15 protein-coding genes are annotated in these 13839 nt (G+C 67.7%); 7 read left to right on the top strand and 8 right to left on the bottom strand.

Features of this window, described 5'->3' with window-relative positions; all coding sequences use genetic code 11:
• Window positions 1–8: 8 nt before the first annotated feature.
• On the bottom strand, window positions 9–1400 hold the full coding sequence (locus NQ152_RS12230; protein WP_257524170.1) for a sigma 54-interacting transcriptional regulator: 1392 nt from the start codon (window positions 1398–1400) through the stop codon (window positions 9–11).
• Between the two features lie 228 nt (window positions 1401–1628).
• On the opposite strand from NQ152_RS12230, the gene NQ152_RS12225 reads away from it, so the two are divergent.
• The 4 genes from NQ152_RS12225 to NQ152_RS12210 all read left to right on the top strand — a co-directional run bounded on the left by NQ152_RS12225 (window position 1629) and on the right by NQ152_RS12210 (window position 4447).
• Window positions 1629–2576, top strand: a complete 948-nt coding sequence (locus tag NQ152_RS12225; RefSeq protein WP_257524169.1) for an alpha/beta fold hydrolase — start codon at window positions 1629–1631, stop codon at window positions 2574–2576.
• 222 nt (window positions 2577–2798) lie between these two features.
• A complete protein-coding gene (locus tag NQ152_RS12220) occupies window positions 2799–3512 on the top strand; it encodes an alpha/beta fold hydrolase (RefSeq protein WP_257524168.1) in 714 nt (237 codons plus the stop codon).
• Between the two features lie 189 nt (window positions 3513–3701).
• Entirely contained in the window at window positions 3702–4025 is a 324-nt protein-coding gene (locus tag NQ152_RS12215) for a helix-turn-helix transcriptional regulator (RefSeq protein ID WP_257524167.1), read from the top strand.
• Window positions 4025–4447 carry an SRPBCC domain-containing protein gene (locus tag NQ152_RS12210; RefSeq protein WP_257524166.1) on the top strand — a complete coding sequence of 141 codons (423 nt, stop codon included), beginning with the start codon at window positions 4025–4027 and terminating at the stop codon, window positions 4445–4447. Before NQ152_RS12215 ends, NQ152_RS12210 begins: the two co-directional genes overlap by 1 nt.
• Before the next feature lie 21 nt (window positions 4448–4468).
• Here NQ152_RS12210 and NQ152_RS12205 read toward each other — a convergent pair whose 3' ends face one another.
• The 7 genes from NQ152_RS12205 to NQ152_RS12175 all read right to left on the bottom strand — a co-directional run bounded on the left by NQ152_RS12205 (window position 4469) and on the right by NQ152_RS12175 (window position 10438).
• Window positions 4469–5263, bottom strand: a complete 795-nt coding sequence (locus NQ152_RS12205; protein WP_257524165.1) for an SDR family oxidoreductase — start codon at window positions 5261–5263, stop codon at window positions 4469–4471.
• Between the two features lie 95 nt (window positions 5264–5358).
• On the bottom strand, window positions 5359–5505 hold the full coding sequence (locus NQ152_RS12200) for a hypothetical protein (protein WP_257503197.1): 147 nt from the start codon (window positions 5503–5505) through the stop codon (window positions 5359–5361).
• Window positions 5506–5569: 64 nt separating this feature from the next.
• Entirely contained in the window at window positions 5570–6820 is a 1251-nt protein-coding gene (locus tag NQ152_RS12195; RefSeq protein ID WP_257524164.1) for a flavin reductase family protein, read from the bottom strand.
• Window positions 6817–7947: a M20 family metallopeptidase gene (locus NQ152_RS12190; protein ID WP_257524163.1), complete on the bottom strand. Its 1131-nt coding sequence runs from the start codon at window positions 7945–7947 to the stop codon at window positions 6817–6819. The genes NQ152_RS12195 and NQ152_RS12190 overlap by 4 nt, the downstream gene beginning before the upstream one ends.
• The gene (locus NQ152_RS12185) at window positions 7944–8618 is read right to left on the bottom strand and encodes a DUF1028 domain-containing protein (RefSeq protein ID WP_257503194.1); all 675 of its coding nucleotides are present in this window, start codon (window positions 8616–8618) and stop codon (window positions 7944–7946) included. The genes NQ152_RS12190 and NQ152_RS12185 overlap by 4 nt, the downstream gene beginning before the upstream one ends.
• Window positions 8615–9985: an LLM class flavin-dependent oxidoreductase gene (locus tag NQ152_RS12180; protein WP_257524162.1), complete on the bottom strand. Its 1371-nt coding sequence runs from the start codon at window positions 9983–9985 to the stop codon at window positions 8615–8617. The genes NQ152_RS12185 and NQ152_RS12180 overlap by 4 nt, the downstream gene beginning before the upstream one ends.
• Before the next feature lie 18 nt (window positions 9986–10003).
• Window positions 10004–10438, bottom strand: a complete 435-nt coding sequence (locus NQ152_RS12175; protein WP_257503192.1) for a RidA family protein — start codon at window positions 10436–10438, stop codon at window positions 10004–10006.
• A gap of 159 nt (window positions 10439–10597) precedes the next feature.
• Between NQ152_RS12175 and NQ152_RS12170 the strand changes: the two genes are divergently transcribed.
• The 3 genes from NQ152_RS12170 (at window position 10598) to NQ152_RS12160 (ending at window position 13820) form a co-directional block, all read left to right on the top strand.
• Window positions 10598–11548 carry a LysR substrate-binding domain-containing protein gene (locus tag NQ152_RS12170; RefSeq protein WP_257503191.1) on the top strand — a complete coding sequence of 317 codons (951 nt, stop codon included), beginning with the start codon at window positions 10598–10600 and terminating at the stop codon, window positions 11546–11548.
• Between the two features lie 128 nt (window positions 11549–11676).
• Complete coding sequence (locus tag NQ152_RS12165) at window positions 11677–12963, top strand: NAD(P)/FAD-dependent oxidoreductase (protein ID WP_257503190.1); 1287 nt, start codon at window positions 11677–11679, stop codon at window positions 12961–12963.
• A complete protein-coding gene (locus NQ152_RS12160) occupies window positions 12960–13820 on the top strand; it encodes a transporter substrate-binding domain-containing protein (RefSeq protein WP_257524161.1) in 861 nt (286 codons plus the stop codon). The genes NQ152_RS12165 and NQ152_RS12160 overlap by 4 nt, the downstream gene beginning before the upstream one ends.
• The last annotated feature ends 19 nt before the right edge of the window (window positions 13821–13839 follow it).

The raw sequence follows: 13839 nt of genomic DNA, 5'->3' as shown, positions 1-13839 counted from the left end.
CCCCGTGCTCACCCATACACGCTCTCCCCCGCCGCGCTGTCCTTGCTGATGCGCCGCTCCAGGTAGAGCGCCTCGAGCAGCAGCTCCAGAGCGCCCGCCCGCTCGCCCGGGGTCCGCGCGTCGAGTCGCTCGGCCACCTCGTCGTACAGATCGGACTCGCCGAGGACCGGCATCGCGGCGAGGACATCGGCGGCGGGGACCTGCTCACCCGTCATCACCGTGGCCCCGTCGTGCAGCGCGTCCACCAACCCTGCCGCGTCGATGCCCCGCAGGTGCGTGCGAGCAGTCTCTGCGATCGCGGTGCGCAGCAGATGCTCGAGGATGGGACGCTCGCGGCCTTCCTCACCCGTCTCGAACTCGATCTTTCCCCCCAGCACGTCCACGGCGGTCTCGAGGTCCACCGGTCGCGCCACCCCGACCTCCTCGTGCTGACGCGTGGCGCGGTGCAGAGCTGCGGCCGCGATCGTCTCGGCCCCGGCGATGGCGAAGCGCGCCGACACACCCGCCCGCTGGTCCACGGCATCCGAATCCCGAAGATTGCGGGTGAAGCGCGCCAGCACCTCGAGCAGGTGGGCGGGAACCGTGGCGACCAGGTCGGCCTCTTGGCGGATGACGGCCACCTCCTCCTCGATGGTCTGCGGATAGTGCGTGCGGATCTCCGCGCCGAACCGGTCCTGCAGCGGCGTGATGATCCGTCCTCGGTTGGTGTAGTCCTCGGGGTTGGCCGTGGCGACGACCAGGACGTCCAGGTCGAGCCGAAGCAGGTAGCCGCGGATCTGGATGTCGCGTTCCTCCATCACATTCAGCAGCGACACCTGGATGCGCTCGGCAAGATCGGGCAATTCGTTGATCGCGACGATTCCACGGTGGCTGCGTGGGATCAGACCGTAGTGGATGGTCTCGGGGTCTCCGAGCGAGCGGCCCTCGGCCACTTTGATCGGGTCGACGTCACCGATCAGATCGGCCACCGACGTGTCCGGAGTGGCGAGCTTCTCGACGTATCGCTCGGAGCGATGCCGCCAGGTCACCGGCAGGTCGTCGCCCAGTTCGGCTGCGCGTCGAACCGAGGCGGGCGTGACCGGATGGAACGGGTGCTCACCCAGTTCGGACCCGGCGATCACCGGCGACCACTCGTCCAGCAGTCCGGAGAGGCTGCGCAGCAGCCGGGTCTTGCCCTGACCGCGCTCGCCCAGCAGGACCACGTCATGTCCGGCCAACAGCGCGCGCTCCAGTTGGGGGATCACCGTGGAGTCGAACCCGTGGATGCCGGGCCACGGGTCGCGCCCGTCGGCCAGCGCTGAGAGGAGGTTCTCACGCAGCTCCACGCGCAGCGGCCGATAGGTGTGCCCCGACGCGCGCAGCTGTCCCGTCGTGGTGATCGCTGATGGCGATGTTGTCATGACGAGAGAGTAAATCTCTTGCACGGGGGTGAGGGCCGGATGGCGGATTTTCTCAGGACGAGAGGTTCCGCGGCTCCTGCGACCCCTATCGCACCGTCGCGATTGTGGATACCTTGAGGGGCCGATCCTCTCGGCGCAACGGACAGGTGATCCAGGCACTGCAGCCCGTCTTCGCAGCGGCGGTTACGGTGATGCCCACCCAGCCGGGCAGCGAATGAGGACAGGGAGATGACGGACGTGGACCAGAGCCGCCGGCCGGTGAGGTTCCTCGCGACGCTCGCCACGGCATCCGTCGTTGTGCTGATACTGGCCGCGTGCTCGGATGCAGCCCCGCCGCCGGCGTCGCCACGCCCGAGCGGCGGTGACATCGTGTCGACCGAGTCGGTCGATATCGGAGGCGGCCGCACCATGATCCTGGAGTGCGCCGGCACAGGCTCGCCCACCGTCGTGTTCATCTCCGGGACGCGGGGCGCCGCCGATGAATGGGACACGCTCCTCGCAGACGCAGACCCCGCTGCGGTGTCCACCTTCGACGATGTCTCCCGCACCACGCGGGCGTGCTCCTACGACCGGCCGGGAACGACCCGGGCATCGGGCGAACTCTCACCCTCGACCGTTGTCGCCCAGCCGACCACCGCTCGCCAGGGCGCCGAGGATCTCCTGACGATGATGGATGCCGCCGGCGAACCCGGACCGTACGTGGTCGTCGCGCTGTCCTGGGGCGGTCTGATCGCACAGGAGCTGGCGCGCACGCATCCTTCCGACGTCGCCGGGCTCGTCCTGCTGGACTCGGCCAGCGCGTACCTCGCTCAGACGTTCTCCGCCGACCAGTGGGCGCGGTGGATGGCGGTGATCACGGCGAGCGCGGACTCGCTCGGGTCGGAGGTGCCGGCCTACGAGATGAGCATCTCAGAGTTGCAGGCTGACGCCGCCTTGCCGACCGTTCCCGTCGTCGTCATCTCCTCGGATCACCCCTGGGACCTGCAGCTCACTCCCGGTGAATCCACGTGGCCGGGCTGGGTCGCAGCCCAAGCCGAGCTCGCGCGATCGCTGGGCGCTGTGCACATCACCGACTCCGACAGCGGGCACGGTATCCCGGTCGAGCAGCCGGCGCTCGTCACGGCCGCGATTCGGGTGGTCCTGGACACCGTCAGAGACGTGCGAACGATCCGCTGACCCGTCTGCCCGACGCCCAGGAACGATCGCTCGCTCCCGGCCGTCGATCTTCTCCATCCCCCCGGCACAGACGCCTCGGCGGCATCTGATCCATCGAGATCCAGCGTCCGGACCCTCTTGCCGCGCATCGCAACATCCAATATATTACATCCCACCTACCGGCATCCGTCGGCGGACCCTAAGAGCGCGCGGGCGGCCCGTCGCGCACGGATTGGACACATCATGAGCACTGATCAAGACATCAAGAACGTCGTGCTGGTGCACGGCGCCTTCGCCGACGGGTCAGGATGGCGAGGCGTATACGACAACCTGACGGCTCGGGGCTACCGGGTCACCATCGTGCAGAACCCGCTCACCTCACTGGAGGACGACGTCGCGGCGACCACCCGAGTGCTGAACCTCCAGGACGGGCCGACGATCCTCGTCGGGCATTCCTGGGGCGGCACTGTCATCACCGAGGCAGGGGTGCATCCGAACGTCGCCGGACTGGTCTACGTCTCGGCGCTCGCTCCGGACGCAGGCGAGACCACCTCCCAGCAGTACGAGGGTTTCGCCCCGACGCCGGACTTCGTCATCGATGTCGGCGACGACGGATTCGGCTTCCTCAATCACGAGAAGTTCAAGCTGGGGTTCGCGGCGGACGCCGGCGACGCGGATGCGGCGTTCCTTCGGGACTCGCAGGTCCCCATCAACATGTCGGCTTTCGGTGTCCCGGTCAAGGACGCCGCCTGGCGGGAGAAGCCGAGCTGGGCGGTCATCGCCGAGGAGGACAAATCCTTCGATCAGGCGATGCTGCAGCACATGGCCGAACGCATGGGGGCGGAGATCACGAACGTACCGGGGGCCAGCCACGACGTCTTCATCACCCAGCAGGGCATCGTCTCGGACGTGATCGACACCGCCGCACACGACGCCGCTCGCGTGCGCGCCGCCTGAAGCACCGGCGCGGGCCCGCCGTGCGCGGGCTCGCCCGTCGTCGGGGCCATCGCCGCCTCGCCGGGCAGAACCTGACAGATCCGGGAACGGAAGCGTCGCCGAGCGCATACCCCCCGACGCCTGACGTCCGGCAGTGGAGCCACCGCGAGAAGGTTGACAGGTGACTCGAGAGTCACCTATTGTCGCGGCATGGACACCGAGTCCGTGATCCACGCAATCGCAGATCCGTCCCGTCGCCGGATCCTCGACGCGCTGCGGTCGCGCGACGGCCGGAGCGTCGGCGAACTCACCGAAGCACTTGCGCCCCTCGGCCGGCACGCCGTGCTCAAGCACGTCGGCGTGCTCGAAACGGCCGGACTCATCGTGTCGCGAAAAGAGGGACGCGTGCGCCGTTGCCACCTCAACCCCGTGCCCATCGTCCAGCTCGCGGAGCGCTGGATCGATGACTTCGGAGCGCGCGCATCCGCTGGGCTGCTCGCGCTCAAGAACGATCTCGAGAAAGGAACGAACTGATGACCGACGATCGCATCTACGAGGTGCTGGTGTCCGCCGAGCCCACCGCGGCATGGCGTGCTCTCACGGACCCGGGCACGGTGAAGAGGTACTACTTCGGCACGTCGCCGCGCACCACCTGGCAGGTCGGCTCGCCGATCGAGTTCGTGGACGAAGAAGGCGACCCCCAGATCGTCGGCGAGGTGCTGGAGTACGAGCCACCTCGGCGTCTGGCGCACACCTTCGTCGCCACCTGGTACGGCGCATCGGACGATCAGGGCTCGCTGCACTGGGAGATCGAACCGACCGACTCCGGATGCCGGATCACCCTGGTGCATCGCGGTGCACGTGGCCAGACCCGCGAAGGCTCGGAAACCGCGGACGGTTCGCGGCAGATCATCGAAGGGCTCAAGCAGCTGCTCGAGCAGGATGCCGCCGCCTAGCCGGGCCGCGGCATCCGTCGGTCACCCCTGACGCCAGTCGTCAGAGACGATGTGGGAGCCGGCCTGGGGACCCATCTGCAGCATGCCACCGTCCACGGCGTACGAGGCTCCGGTGACGTAGGAGGCTCCGGCGGAGGCGAGGAATGCCACGACCGCGGCAACTTCGCGGGCGTCGCCGGGACGCCCCAGCGGCACGCCCGGGCGGGAGACCGCGTGCGGGTTCTCGTCTTCCTGGTCGGTCATGGGCGTTGCGATCTCGCCGGGGGCGACCGAGTTGGCGGTGATCCGTTCATGGCCTAGTTCCAGGGCGATCGTCTTCATCAGGCCACCGAGACCGTGCTTGGCCGCGTCATATGCGGCGGAACCGACACGCGGCTGATGCTCGTGGACGCTGGTGATCGCGATCAGCCTGCCCCCTTGGCCGCCGAGCATGTGACGAGCGGCACGCTGGAGGCAGACGAAAGCAGCCTCGAGGTCAACACTCACCGTATGGCGCCACTCTTCGAGAGTCATCTCCAGAAACGGCGCATTGTCGCCGGTGCCGGCGTTGTTCACGAAGACATCCAGGCCTCCGAGCTCAGCTGCGAGCTCGTCGATCACGTCCGCGCAGTCCGGGACCTCGGTGGCATCGAAACGCCGAACGACCGCCGTGCGGTTGAGCGCTTCCACCTCGCGCGCGGTGTCCCGCGCGCCGTCTTCATCGGAGTGCCAGGTGATGCCGATGTCCATTCCGGCCGCGGCGAGCGCGATCGCCGTCGCCTTGCCGATACCGGAGTCGGAGCCTGTCACGATCGCGCGGGTGGGGTGGAATGTCATGCAGTGAGGATCGCTCCCTGCCATCACGAGTGGAACGGGGTTGACAGCGCCTCCGACACTCACCCGGCGCGTTGTCAGCGGCGCCGGGGCAAAGGCTATTCGTCCGGGTCTTCTCCCTCAGCCTGGGAGGGGTGACCGTCGGCCGGCAGCGGATCGTGCTCGTCGGGACGATCCGGGTCCTCCCCCTCTGCCTGGCTCGGCTTGCCCGTGGGGCCATCGATTGAGTGATCGCGGGAGCTCATGACACGAGCCTGAGCGCAGGGCGGAGGCGGCGCGAGGGGCTTGACTTTCTGTGAGGGGCCGAGGTCAGCGGTCCCGGAGTCCTGCGCCGACGTAGCGCTGGTAATCGAGCGCCGCGGACGTGCGCAACGTCTCGCGAACCTCGGCGGCAGCCGACTGAAGCGCCGCGACCCAGCCCAGAGCGGTGGAGCCATCCGTTGCTCGAGGAAAGCCGCTGGCGCGCAGGACGATGCCCGAGTTGCGGGGCGCACCTCCCGCGGGTTCGAAGACGGGAACCGTGATGGAGGTCAGCTCGATCGCGGTCTCCTCCGGCGCGATCGACTGAATGAAGAGGGGTCGGCTGGCAGCCAGGATGCCGCGGACCGCACGGTCCCGCGCCGGCGACAGCTCACTGCGCGCATACTCCTGCAGCGCCAGTGAGAGCGCATCGTCCTGAGCCGCGTAGCCCTCGGTGCGCTTGACCGTATAGCCCTGCGCCCGGACCTTCTCGGCGGAGCGCCGATAGGAATCGCTGACCTGCCGGTCCGGCGGCCACAGCCGGGACACCCAGGCGTCGATCGCGGCATCGTCCCACGCGATGGCCGCTTCACCCAGCGGCGGCACGATCGGTATCCGGGATCCGAGTCGCTCCTCCTCCGCTTCGAAGGATGCGGACCGCGCGAACGCGCTGGCTCCGATGGTCTGTTCGGACGCTGAGATCTTCACCATCGCCACGACATGGCACTCGAGCTCTTCGGCCAGCCGGTCCAGTTGCGGCCGCGCTGCTTCGGCGATCCGTCCGGCGGTGATGAGCGACCCGTCGAGGTGTGCGGACAGGCCTGTCGGCGAGAAGCCGCCGTACCCGCCCTGGAAGAACAGCAGCGGCGCGACGGGCCTGGTCACCTCGAGATCGTCGACGTGGACCAGCGTGATCCAATGGTCCCCGGCTTCGACCTCTTGAGCGATTCTGCCCTGGATCGTGGCAACCGCTCCGTCGAGAACCGGTGCACCGTTCGCCGCCGGCGACCAGGCGACCCTCGCGAAGCGATCCGGGTCCTTGCCGGCCAGCGTGCGGGTCTGTGCGACCTGCTCATGGGCGAGGATCGAGATCGCGATGCGATCGGCCCGTCGGAGCGTCGGATACGTGGAAGATGCCTTTTGCGGCATGAACGACACCAGCGGGGGCTCGAGGGAGACCGAGTTGAAGGACCCGATGATCATGCCGACCGGTGCGCCGTCGACGATGCCCGCCACCCAGATGACCCCGGTGGGGTAATGACCCATCACGTCCCGGAACATCCCGGCATCGACGGCGGATTCGAGCGGTTCGGCGATCATCGGTCTTCTTCCTGAGCGAAGTCGAGCGCGGTCTGGGCGAGCAGGATGGCGCCGTCCAGCACCGCACGATCGGCGTTCTGTGTCACGGCGGCGTCGGCGAACTGCGCCTGATGGTTGACGGCATCCGTGTCGATGCCGATGTAGGGATGAATGGCGCGGACGAGCTGGGAGACGTTCCCCATGTCCGTCGAGGCGGTGTTCATGCCTGAGGTGCCGCGGTCGAACGTACGCCCGAGAGCGCGCGCATTGCGGTCGAAGGCTGCCGCCATCGGCTCATCGTTGCGGAACTCCGCATACCGCGGGCTGGTCTCGCGGACCTCGAGCTCGCATCCGGTCGCCAGTGCGCCGGCGCGGAAGCAGTCCAGCACCCGCTCGACCAGCGGGCCGAGCTCCTCGAGCGTCCGCCCTCGGACGTACCAGTTGCCGACCGAGCTCTCCGGGATGGCGTTCGCCGCCGTCCCGGCCTCGGTGACGATGCCGTGTACTCGGGTCGCGTCCGGCAGCTGCTGCCGCAGCAGGCCGATGGCGACCTGAGCGACGATGAATGCGTCGGCGGCGTTGCGCCCCCGCTCCGGATACGCCGCGGCATGGCTGCCGCGGCCCCGGTACGCGATCCTGAGGTGGGCGACCGCGTACGGTCGCGCGTACAAGAAGTTCGTCGGACCGGGATGGATCATCAACCCGAAGTCGACGTCATCGAACACGCCGGCGTCCTTCATCAGGATCTTCCCGCCGCCGCCTTCCTCGGCCGGGGTGCCGATGACGGACACACGCAGGTGTGGTGCGACAGCGGCCAGCGCCGCCGCAGCACCGCACGCCGCGGCGGCGATGATGTTGTGACCGCAGGCATGACCGAGGCCGACGAGGGCGTCGTACTCGGCCATGAATGCGATGTGCGGCCCGTCACCGGGGCGGCTCGCCACGAACGCCGTCGGCAGTCCGGCCTGACCGGCCTCGACAGCGAATCCCTCGCCCGCCAGCCACCGCTGCAGGAGAGCGGATGATTCGTGCTCGACCCATGCGGGTTCGGCAAGGGCGTGAACCGTGTGGCTGAGAGCGATGAGGCTTTCGCCGCGAGCACCGATCTCCTGGGTCACGGCCGTCTTGGCATCGACCACCGCGCTCATGCGTCTCCCGGCACGCCGTAGGACGGGGCGGCCGTCGGGTCGACTGCGCGCAGTCGGTAATCGGCCTTCTGCGGCAGCCACAGCGTCAGGAGCCGGGCGAGCTCGGCGATCGGCTGGTCGTGTTCATCCACTCGCAGGTCGGTGACCCGCCACGCAACGTCATCGATGACCGACAGCCCGGCCGAGCGCACCGGTCCTGCTTCGCCACCGGCGGCGAGGCCCGCCTCGAGCCCCGCCAGCAGCCGCTCCTCGAATCGGGGCGCACGGCTGGATGCGTAACCCTCGACCACCGCCGCCGGCACGTCCGTGTTCGCGAGGAGGTTCCCGGCGGACACGCAGGCGTCGCCCTCGGCTGCCGCGTGCACGCCGAGCACGGCCGCGCCGTGGAACACCGCCACGCCTCCGTCGCGGTCGATCGCGGCGAGCTGCCGGTAGGCCGGGAACCGCTCACCGGCGAGGAGCAGGGCGATGGTCTTCTTCGCATCATGGCCGTCCTGAAGCAGCGCGAGTCCACGGATCCCGAGCTCAGGATTGGTCACGTTCTGAGACGCCACCGCGCCCGCGCCGGCGGCCAGATGTGCACAGCGGGCCGCGACGGCCGGACTGGAGGATGCCACCACCATGCCGAACGCGCCTGTGGCCGGATCGCGGGCGATCAGGGAGATCGTCATGCCGAGGTCCCTTCGATGGCGCGGGCGAAGGCTCCGGTGCGCCCGTCGACATGACGGTTCGTGGGGCGGAGGAGGCCCAACCGATCGCGGAGCGTGCCATCGGTCTGCTCGGTGCGCACGAGGCCGCGGCGCTGCAGTTCGGGCACCAAGAGCTCGACCAGGTCATCCAGGCCGCCGGGCAGCCACTGCACGTTGAACATGAATCCGTCGGATCCTCCGGCCTCGACCCAGGCCTGCAACTCGTCGGCGACCTGCACCACGTCGCCGACGATGACCGTCGTCTGTCGGGTGTAGCGCCGTGCGACCTCGCGCAGGGTGTGTCCCTGCCCGATGAGCTCCACGATCTCCTGGAAGTAGATCTGATGGTTGTTGGAGGATGCCGGTACCCGGTCGGCGGGTATCGGCTCGTCGAGCGGAAGGTCGTGCAGCGTGGTTTCGAGGTCGTTGGAGAGGAAGGTGACCAGCGCCTCGATCGGGATGATGCTCTGCAGCAGCTCCTGCTTGGCGCGGGCCTCTTCCTCGGTGCGGCCGACGATGACCTGCACGCCGGAGAGCACTTTGAGCTCGTCGGCGCGGCGACCGAACTTCGCCATGCGGCCCTTCAGGTCGGTGTAGAACTCCTGCGCTGCGGCCAGAGACTTGCCGGTGCCGAAGACCACCTCAGCGGTCTCCGCGGCGAGCTCTTTGCCGGTCGCCGAGGCGCCCGCCTGGATGATGACCGGGTAGCCCTGCGGCGACCGGGCGATGTTCAGACCGCCCTTGACGGTGAAGTACTTGCCCCGGTGGTCGACGAGGTGGAACTTCGCGGGGTCGAAGTTGCGCGCGGCGGCCTTGTCGTAGACGAAGGCATCGTCCTCCCAGGTGTCCCAATACGCGGTGACGATGTCGAACACCTCCTTGGCGAGGACGTAGCGCTCGTCGTGCGGGGCCATCTTGTCGAGGCCGAAGTTCTGCGCGACGTCGTCATTCGCCGTCGTGACGACGTTCCAGGCAGCCCGACCGTGGGAGATCCAGTCGAGCGAAGCGAACTGGCGCGCGATGTTGAACGGTTCGTAGAAGCTGGTGGACACTGTGGCGCCGAGGCCGATGTGCTCGGTGGCCATCGCTATGGCGGAGAGGGCGGTGATCGGTTCGAGCGAATTCTGATACGCGGGCGTCTGCGTCCACTGCTCGAGGTGCCGGTGCTGCGCGCCCGGACGGTCGGCCAGGAAGAAGAGGTCGAAGAAGCCGCGTTCGGCCGTCCGGGCGAGCGAGACGTACGTTTCGATGCTGTCCGGGGCTGACGGGTCCACGTCGGGGTGCATCCACGACGATGTGGCCGTGCCGGGCGGGACGATCAGAGCGCTGAGGACGATGTGCTGGCTCATGCTGTTCGGTTCCAATCGTCAGACGGTCTGGGCAGCGCTGGGCTCGGCGAGCACGGCGGTGGCTTCGATCTCGACGAGCCATTCCGGCCGGGCGAGCGCCGAGACGACCAGTCCGGTCGAGACCGGGAAGACTCCTCTCAGCCAGCTCCCCATCGTGCGGTACACCGTCTCGCGGTAGCGGATGTCCACCAGGTAGACGACCACCTTCACGATGTCCTCGAGCGACCCGCCGGCTTCTTCGACGAGCATCTTGATGTTCGCCATCGCCTTCTCGGTCTGCGCCTCCACATCCCCGATGCCGACGCTCTCCCGGCTGTCGAGGTCCTGGCCGATCTGGCCGCGGATGTAGATGACACCATTCGCGACGACCGCCTGACACAGGTCGTTGTCGAGGTTCTGCTCTGGGTAGGTGTCCTTGGTGTTGAACGGACGGATGCGAGTGTGGTGCGTCATGCTTCCGGGCGGCTTTCTGCTGGCGGGTTGGGGGGTCCGCACTCAGGTTCCACTTTCCGAACGGCCGCAGCAATCGCCCGGAACTGCACGTCCACGTCAGATTTTGTGATGTAACGGGCGAGAAACATCACGGCAATGCCATCCAGCGATGCTGACGTCATGAAGATGCCGGAACCCCGCGATGTGTCCCTCGCGCAGCTGATCTACTTCACGCGCTGTGCCGAGTACTCGAGCATGGCGGACGCGGCCGCCGCCCTGTACGTTGCGCCGTCGGCGATCTCCAACTCGATCGCGAATCTCGAGAAGCGACTCGGCACCCCCCTGTTCATCCGACGGCGCGCGAAGGGGCTGATGCTGACCTCCGCCGGCCAGGCGTTCCTGGCGAGGACCCGGCAGATCCTCTTCGACCTGGACGACGCCATTTCCGCGGTGGATCCCGATCAGCTCACCGGCGACCTGCGCGTCGGCATCTTCCCGACGCTCGCTCCGTTCTACCTTCCGGAGATCGCCGAACGGCTCGCGAGCCAGTTCCCCGGTATCGCTCCGCAGTTCGTGGAGCTCAGCGCAGGCGAGCTGGAGCCCGCTCTGAGAGACAACGTGGTCGAAGTGGCATTGACGTACGATCTCGGGCTCGGTCCCGGCATCCATCGGGAAAGACTCAAGCAGGCGCCGCTGTACGCGGCGTTCAGTGCGGACCACCCGCTGGCTCAGCGGGAACGGGTCTACATCTTCGAGCTGGCCGAAGAGCCGATGGTGCTGCTGGATTGGCAGTACACCCGCGAGTACTTCACTCAGATCTTCGCAAATCGCGGGCTCGTGCCGAACATCCGGCATCGTTTCTCGAGCTTCGAGACGGTGCGCGCGATGGTCGCCCGCAGTCGCATGTTCACACTGCTCAACCAACGCCCCGCGCACGATCTCACCTACGACGGCGGCCGCCTGGTGGCGGTGGAGGTCGATGAGGATTCCGGCCTCGCGATCGTCCTGGCCAGCGCGCAGCCCATCACCTCCTTGACGCGCCGGCCCCGTGCATTCGTCGACGCGTGCCGGTCCATCGTCGGAGCGTCGATGACCGGCTCGCATCCGGATTACGAGAATGTGACGGCGTGATTTCGTCTCCGAAATCGACGGACTGCATCAGTTCAGGACAATTGCTTCCCCTCCACCGCGCCGCACAGCATTAGGGACCAACCGATCCGACAGGCGGGTTCGGTCCAGGCGTTGAGAGAACGGATGCAATGAGCACCGAAGAAACCGAAGTCGTCATCGTGGGCGCCGGCCAAGCGGGCATCGCCATGAGCGAGCATCTGACTGCGTCGGGCATCCCCCACATCGTGTTCGAGAAGGAGCGCATCGCCGAGAAGTGGCGCTCGGGCCGCTGGGACTCTCTGGTGGCGAACGGTCCCGCGTGGCATGACCGTTTCCCGGGTCGCGCCTTCGAGGCGGACCCGGACTGCTTCATCTCGAAGGAAGAGGTGGCGGACTACTTCGTCGCCTACGCCGCGTGGATCGGATCGCCGGTCCGCACCGGCGTGGAGGTGACCCGTGTGCACAAGAACACGGACCGTCCGGGCTTCACCGTCGAGACGTCGGAGGGCCGCATTCAGGCTCGATTCGTCGTCTCCGCGACCGGCGCGTTCCAGCGGCCCCGGATCCCGGCCGTGCTGCCCGCCGTCGCCGGAGTGACCCAGTTGCACTCCGCCGACTACAAGAACCCCGCACAGCTGCCCGCCGGCTCGGTCCTCGTCGTCGGGGCGGGTTCCTCCGGCGTGCAGATCGCCGCCGAGCTGCAGGCGGCCGGCCGACCGGTGTACCTCTCCGTCGGCGCGCATGATCGCCCGCCGCGACGTTATCGGGGGCGGGACAACGTGTGGTGGCTCGGAGTGCTCGGCAAGTGGGACATGGCAACGCCTCCCCTCGGCGCCGAACACGTCACGATCGCGGTCAGCGGCGCCGACGGCGGACGCACCGTCGATTTCCGGGACCTCGCCGCCGCGGGGATCACGCTGGTGGGCCGCACCGAGTCCTACCGGAACGGTGTCGTGCGCTTCAGTGCGGGGCTCAGGGCTGACATCGAAAACGGTGATGCGGACTATCTGTCGCTGCTGCGCGAGGCGGACGACTACATCGCGCGCAACGGGCTCGAGCTCCCCGAGGAACCGGAGGCGCATGTGCTCGGACCGCTGCCGCGCGCGGTCCTGGACCCGGTCCGCGAACTCGACCTCGCCGCGGCATCCGTCCGCTCCATCGTGTGGGCCACCGGCTATGCGCAGGAGTTCGGCTGGCTGCAGGTGGACACGTTCGATGATCGCGGGCGTCCCCAGCACGCTCGCGGTGTCGCCCGCGAACCAGGCGTCTACTTCCTCGGTCTGCCGTGGCTTTCCCGACGCGGGTCCAGCTTCATCTGGGGTGTCTGGCACGACGCCAAGTACGTCGCCGACCAGATACAGATCCAGCGCGGATATGCCGCCTACCGCTCTCCATTCGCCGCCAGCTCCACCGACCCCCGAAAGGCCCACGTATGAAGCTCCAGACCCGAGCTGTCGTTTCGACCCTCGCCGTCGCCGCGACCGCGGCGATGATCACCTCCTGCGCCGCTGCTGCGCCCACCGACGAAGCCCCCGAGATCACCACCCTCACCGTCGGCATGTCCTGGCCCTACGAGCCTTGGCAGGTCGGCGACGGCACGACCGTGAAAGACGGAATCGAGCCGGAGCTGCTCGCCGCGATCGGCGAGAAGCTCGACATCACCTTCGACATCCAGAACGTCGACTTCACCGGAATCGTCACCGGCACCCAGTCGGGCAAGTACGACCTGGCCGTCTCCGGCCTGGGCGTCTACGGCGACCGGCTGAAAGCGCTGAACTTCATCCCCGACGCCAAGACCGGATACACGATGGTCATCAACGCCGAGGATGAGGATCTCTACACCACCATCGGCGACCTGTGTGGCGTCGAAGTCGCCGTGCTCAACGCCACCAAGTCGTACAACGACATCGAGCTGGCCAACGCCACGACCGAAGACGACGGCAGCAACTGGTACGGCGTCTGCAAGGACGAGCCGATCACCTTCCAGGCATACGACGACCAGGCGGGGCAGGATCTCGCATTCTCGACCGGCAAAGTCGACGTGGGGCTGCTGACCGAGCAGGTGGCCGCCAGCTACGTGGAGAAGTCGGGCGGCGACTACCTCGTCGTCGAGCCGTACAGCTACGTGCCGTTCGGCATCGGCATCCCGAAGGAGGAGACCGAGCTCGCTGAGATGCTGCTCAAGGCGTTCAAGGAGGTCGTGGCGGACGGCACCTACCTGAAGATCCTCGAGAAATACGGCCAGGCGAACTCGGCGCTCACCGCCGACGAAATCGTCCTGCTGACCGACTGACCGCCGCTAGAGATGAGGA

Source organism: Microbacterium sp. zg.B48, assembly GCF_024623505.1.
Lineage (GTDB): Bacteria > Actinomycetota > Actinomycetes > Actinomycetales > Microbacteriaceae > Microbacterium.
Note: the sequence above shows the minus strand (reverse complement) of the source record. Positions and strands in the feature narration are given on the sequence as shown.

What these genes read in the sequence shown, in the direction of transcription:
- NQ152_RS12205 (WP_257524165.1), bottom strand. Translation starts at nt 5,263, where the DNA reads ATGACATTCCACCCCACCCGCGCGATCGTGACAGGCTCCGACTCCGGT.
- NQ152_RS12190 (WP_257524163.1), bottom strand. Translation starts at nt 7,947, where the DNA reads ATGAGCGCGGTGGTCGATGCCAAGACGGCCGTGACCCAGGAGATCGGT.
- NQ152_RS12230 (WP_257524170.1), bottom strand. Translation starts at nt 1,400, where the DNA reads ATGACAACATCGCCATCAGCGATCACCACGACGGGACAGCTGCGCGCG.
- NQ152_RS12215 (WP_257524167.1), top strand. Translation starts at nt 3,702, where the DNA reads ATGGACACCGAGTCCGTGATCCACGCAATCGCAGATCCGTCCCGTCGC.
- NQ152_RS12225 (WP_257524169.1), top strand. Translation starts at nt 1,629, where the DNA reads ATGACGGACGTGGACCAGAGCCGCCGGCCGGTGAGGTTCCTCGCGACG.
- NQ152_RS12160 (WP_257524161.1), top strand. Translation starts at nt 12,960, where the DNA reads ATGAAGCTCCAGACCCGAGCTGTCGTTTCGACCCTCGCCGTCGCCGCG.
- NQ152_RS12165 (WP_257503190.1), top strand. Translation starts at nt 11,677, where the DNA reads ATGAGCACCGAAGAAACCGAAGTCGTCATCGTGGGCGCCGGCCAAGCG.
- NQ152_RS12175 (WP_257503192.1), bottom strand. Translation starts at nt 10,438, where the DNA reads ATGACGCACCACACTCGCATCCGTCCGTTCAACACCAAGGACACCTAC.
- NQ152_RS12170 (WP_257503191.1), top strand. Translation starts at nt 10,598, where the DNA reads ATGAAGATGCCGGAACCCCGCGATGTGTCCCTCGCGCAGCTGATCTAC.
- NQ152_RS12195 (WP_257524164.1), bottom strand. Translation starts at nt 6,820, where the DNA reads ATGATCGCCGAACCGCTCGAATCCGCCGTCGATGCCGGGATGTTCCGG.
- NQ152_RS12180 (WP_257524162.1), bottom strand. Translation starts at nt 9,985, where the DNA reads ATGAGCCAGCACATCGTCCTCAGCGCTCTGATCGTCCCGCCCGGCACG.
- NQ152_RS12185 (WP_257503194.1), bottom strand. Translation starts at nt 8,618, where the DNA reads ATGACGATCTCCCTGATCGCCCGCGATCCGGCCACAGGCGCGTTCGGC.
- NQ152_RS12210 (WP_257524166.1), top strand. Translation starts at nt 4,025, where the DNA reads ATGACCGACGATCGCATCTACGAGGTGCTGGTGTCCGCCGAGCCCACC.
- NQ152_RS12220 (WP_257524168.1), top strand. Translation starts at nt 2,799, where the DNA reads ATGAGCACTGATCAAGACATCAAGAACGTCGTGCTGGTGCACGGCGCC.
- NQ152_RS12200 (WP_257503197.1), bottom strand. Translation starts at nt 5,505, where the DNA reads ATGAGCTCCCGCGATCACTCAATCGATGGCCCCACGGGCAAGCCGAGC.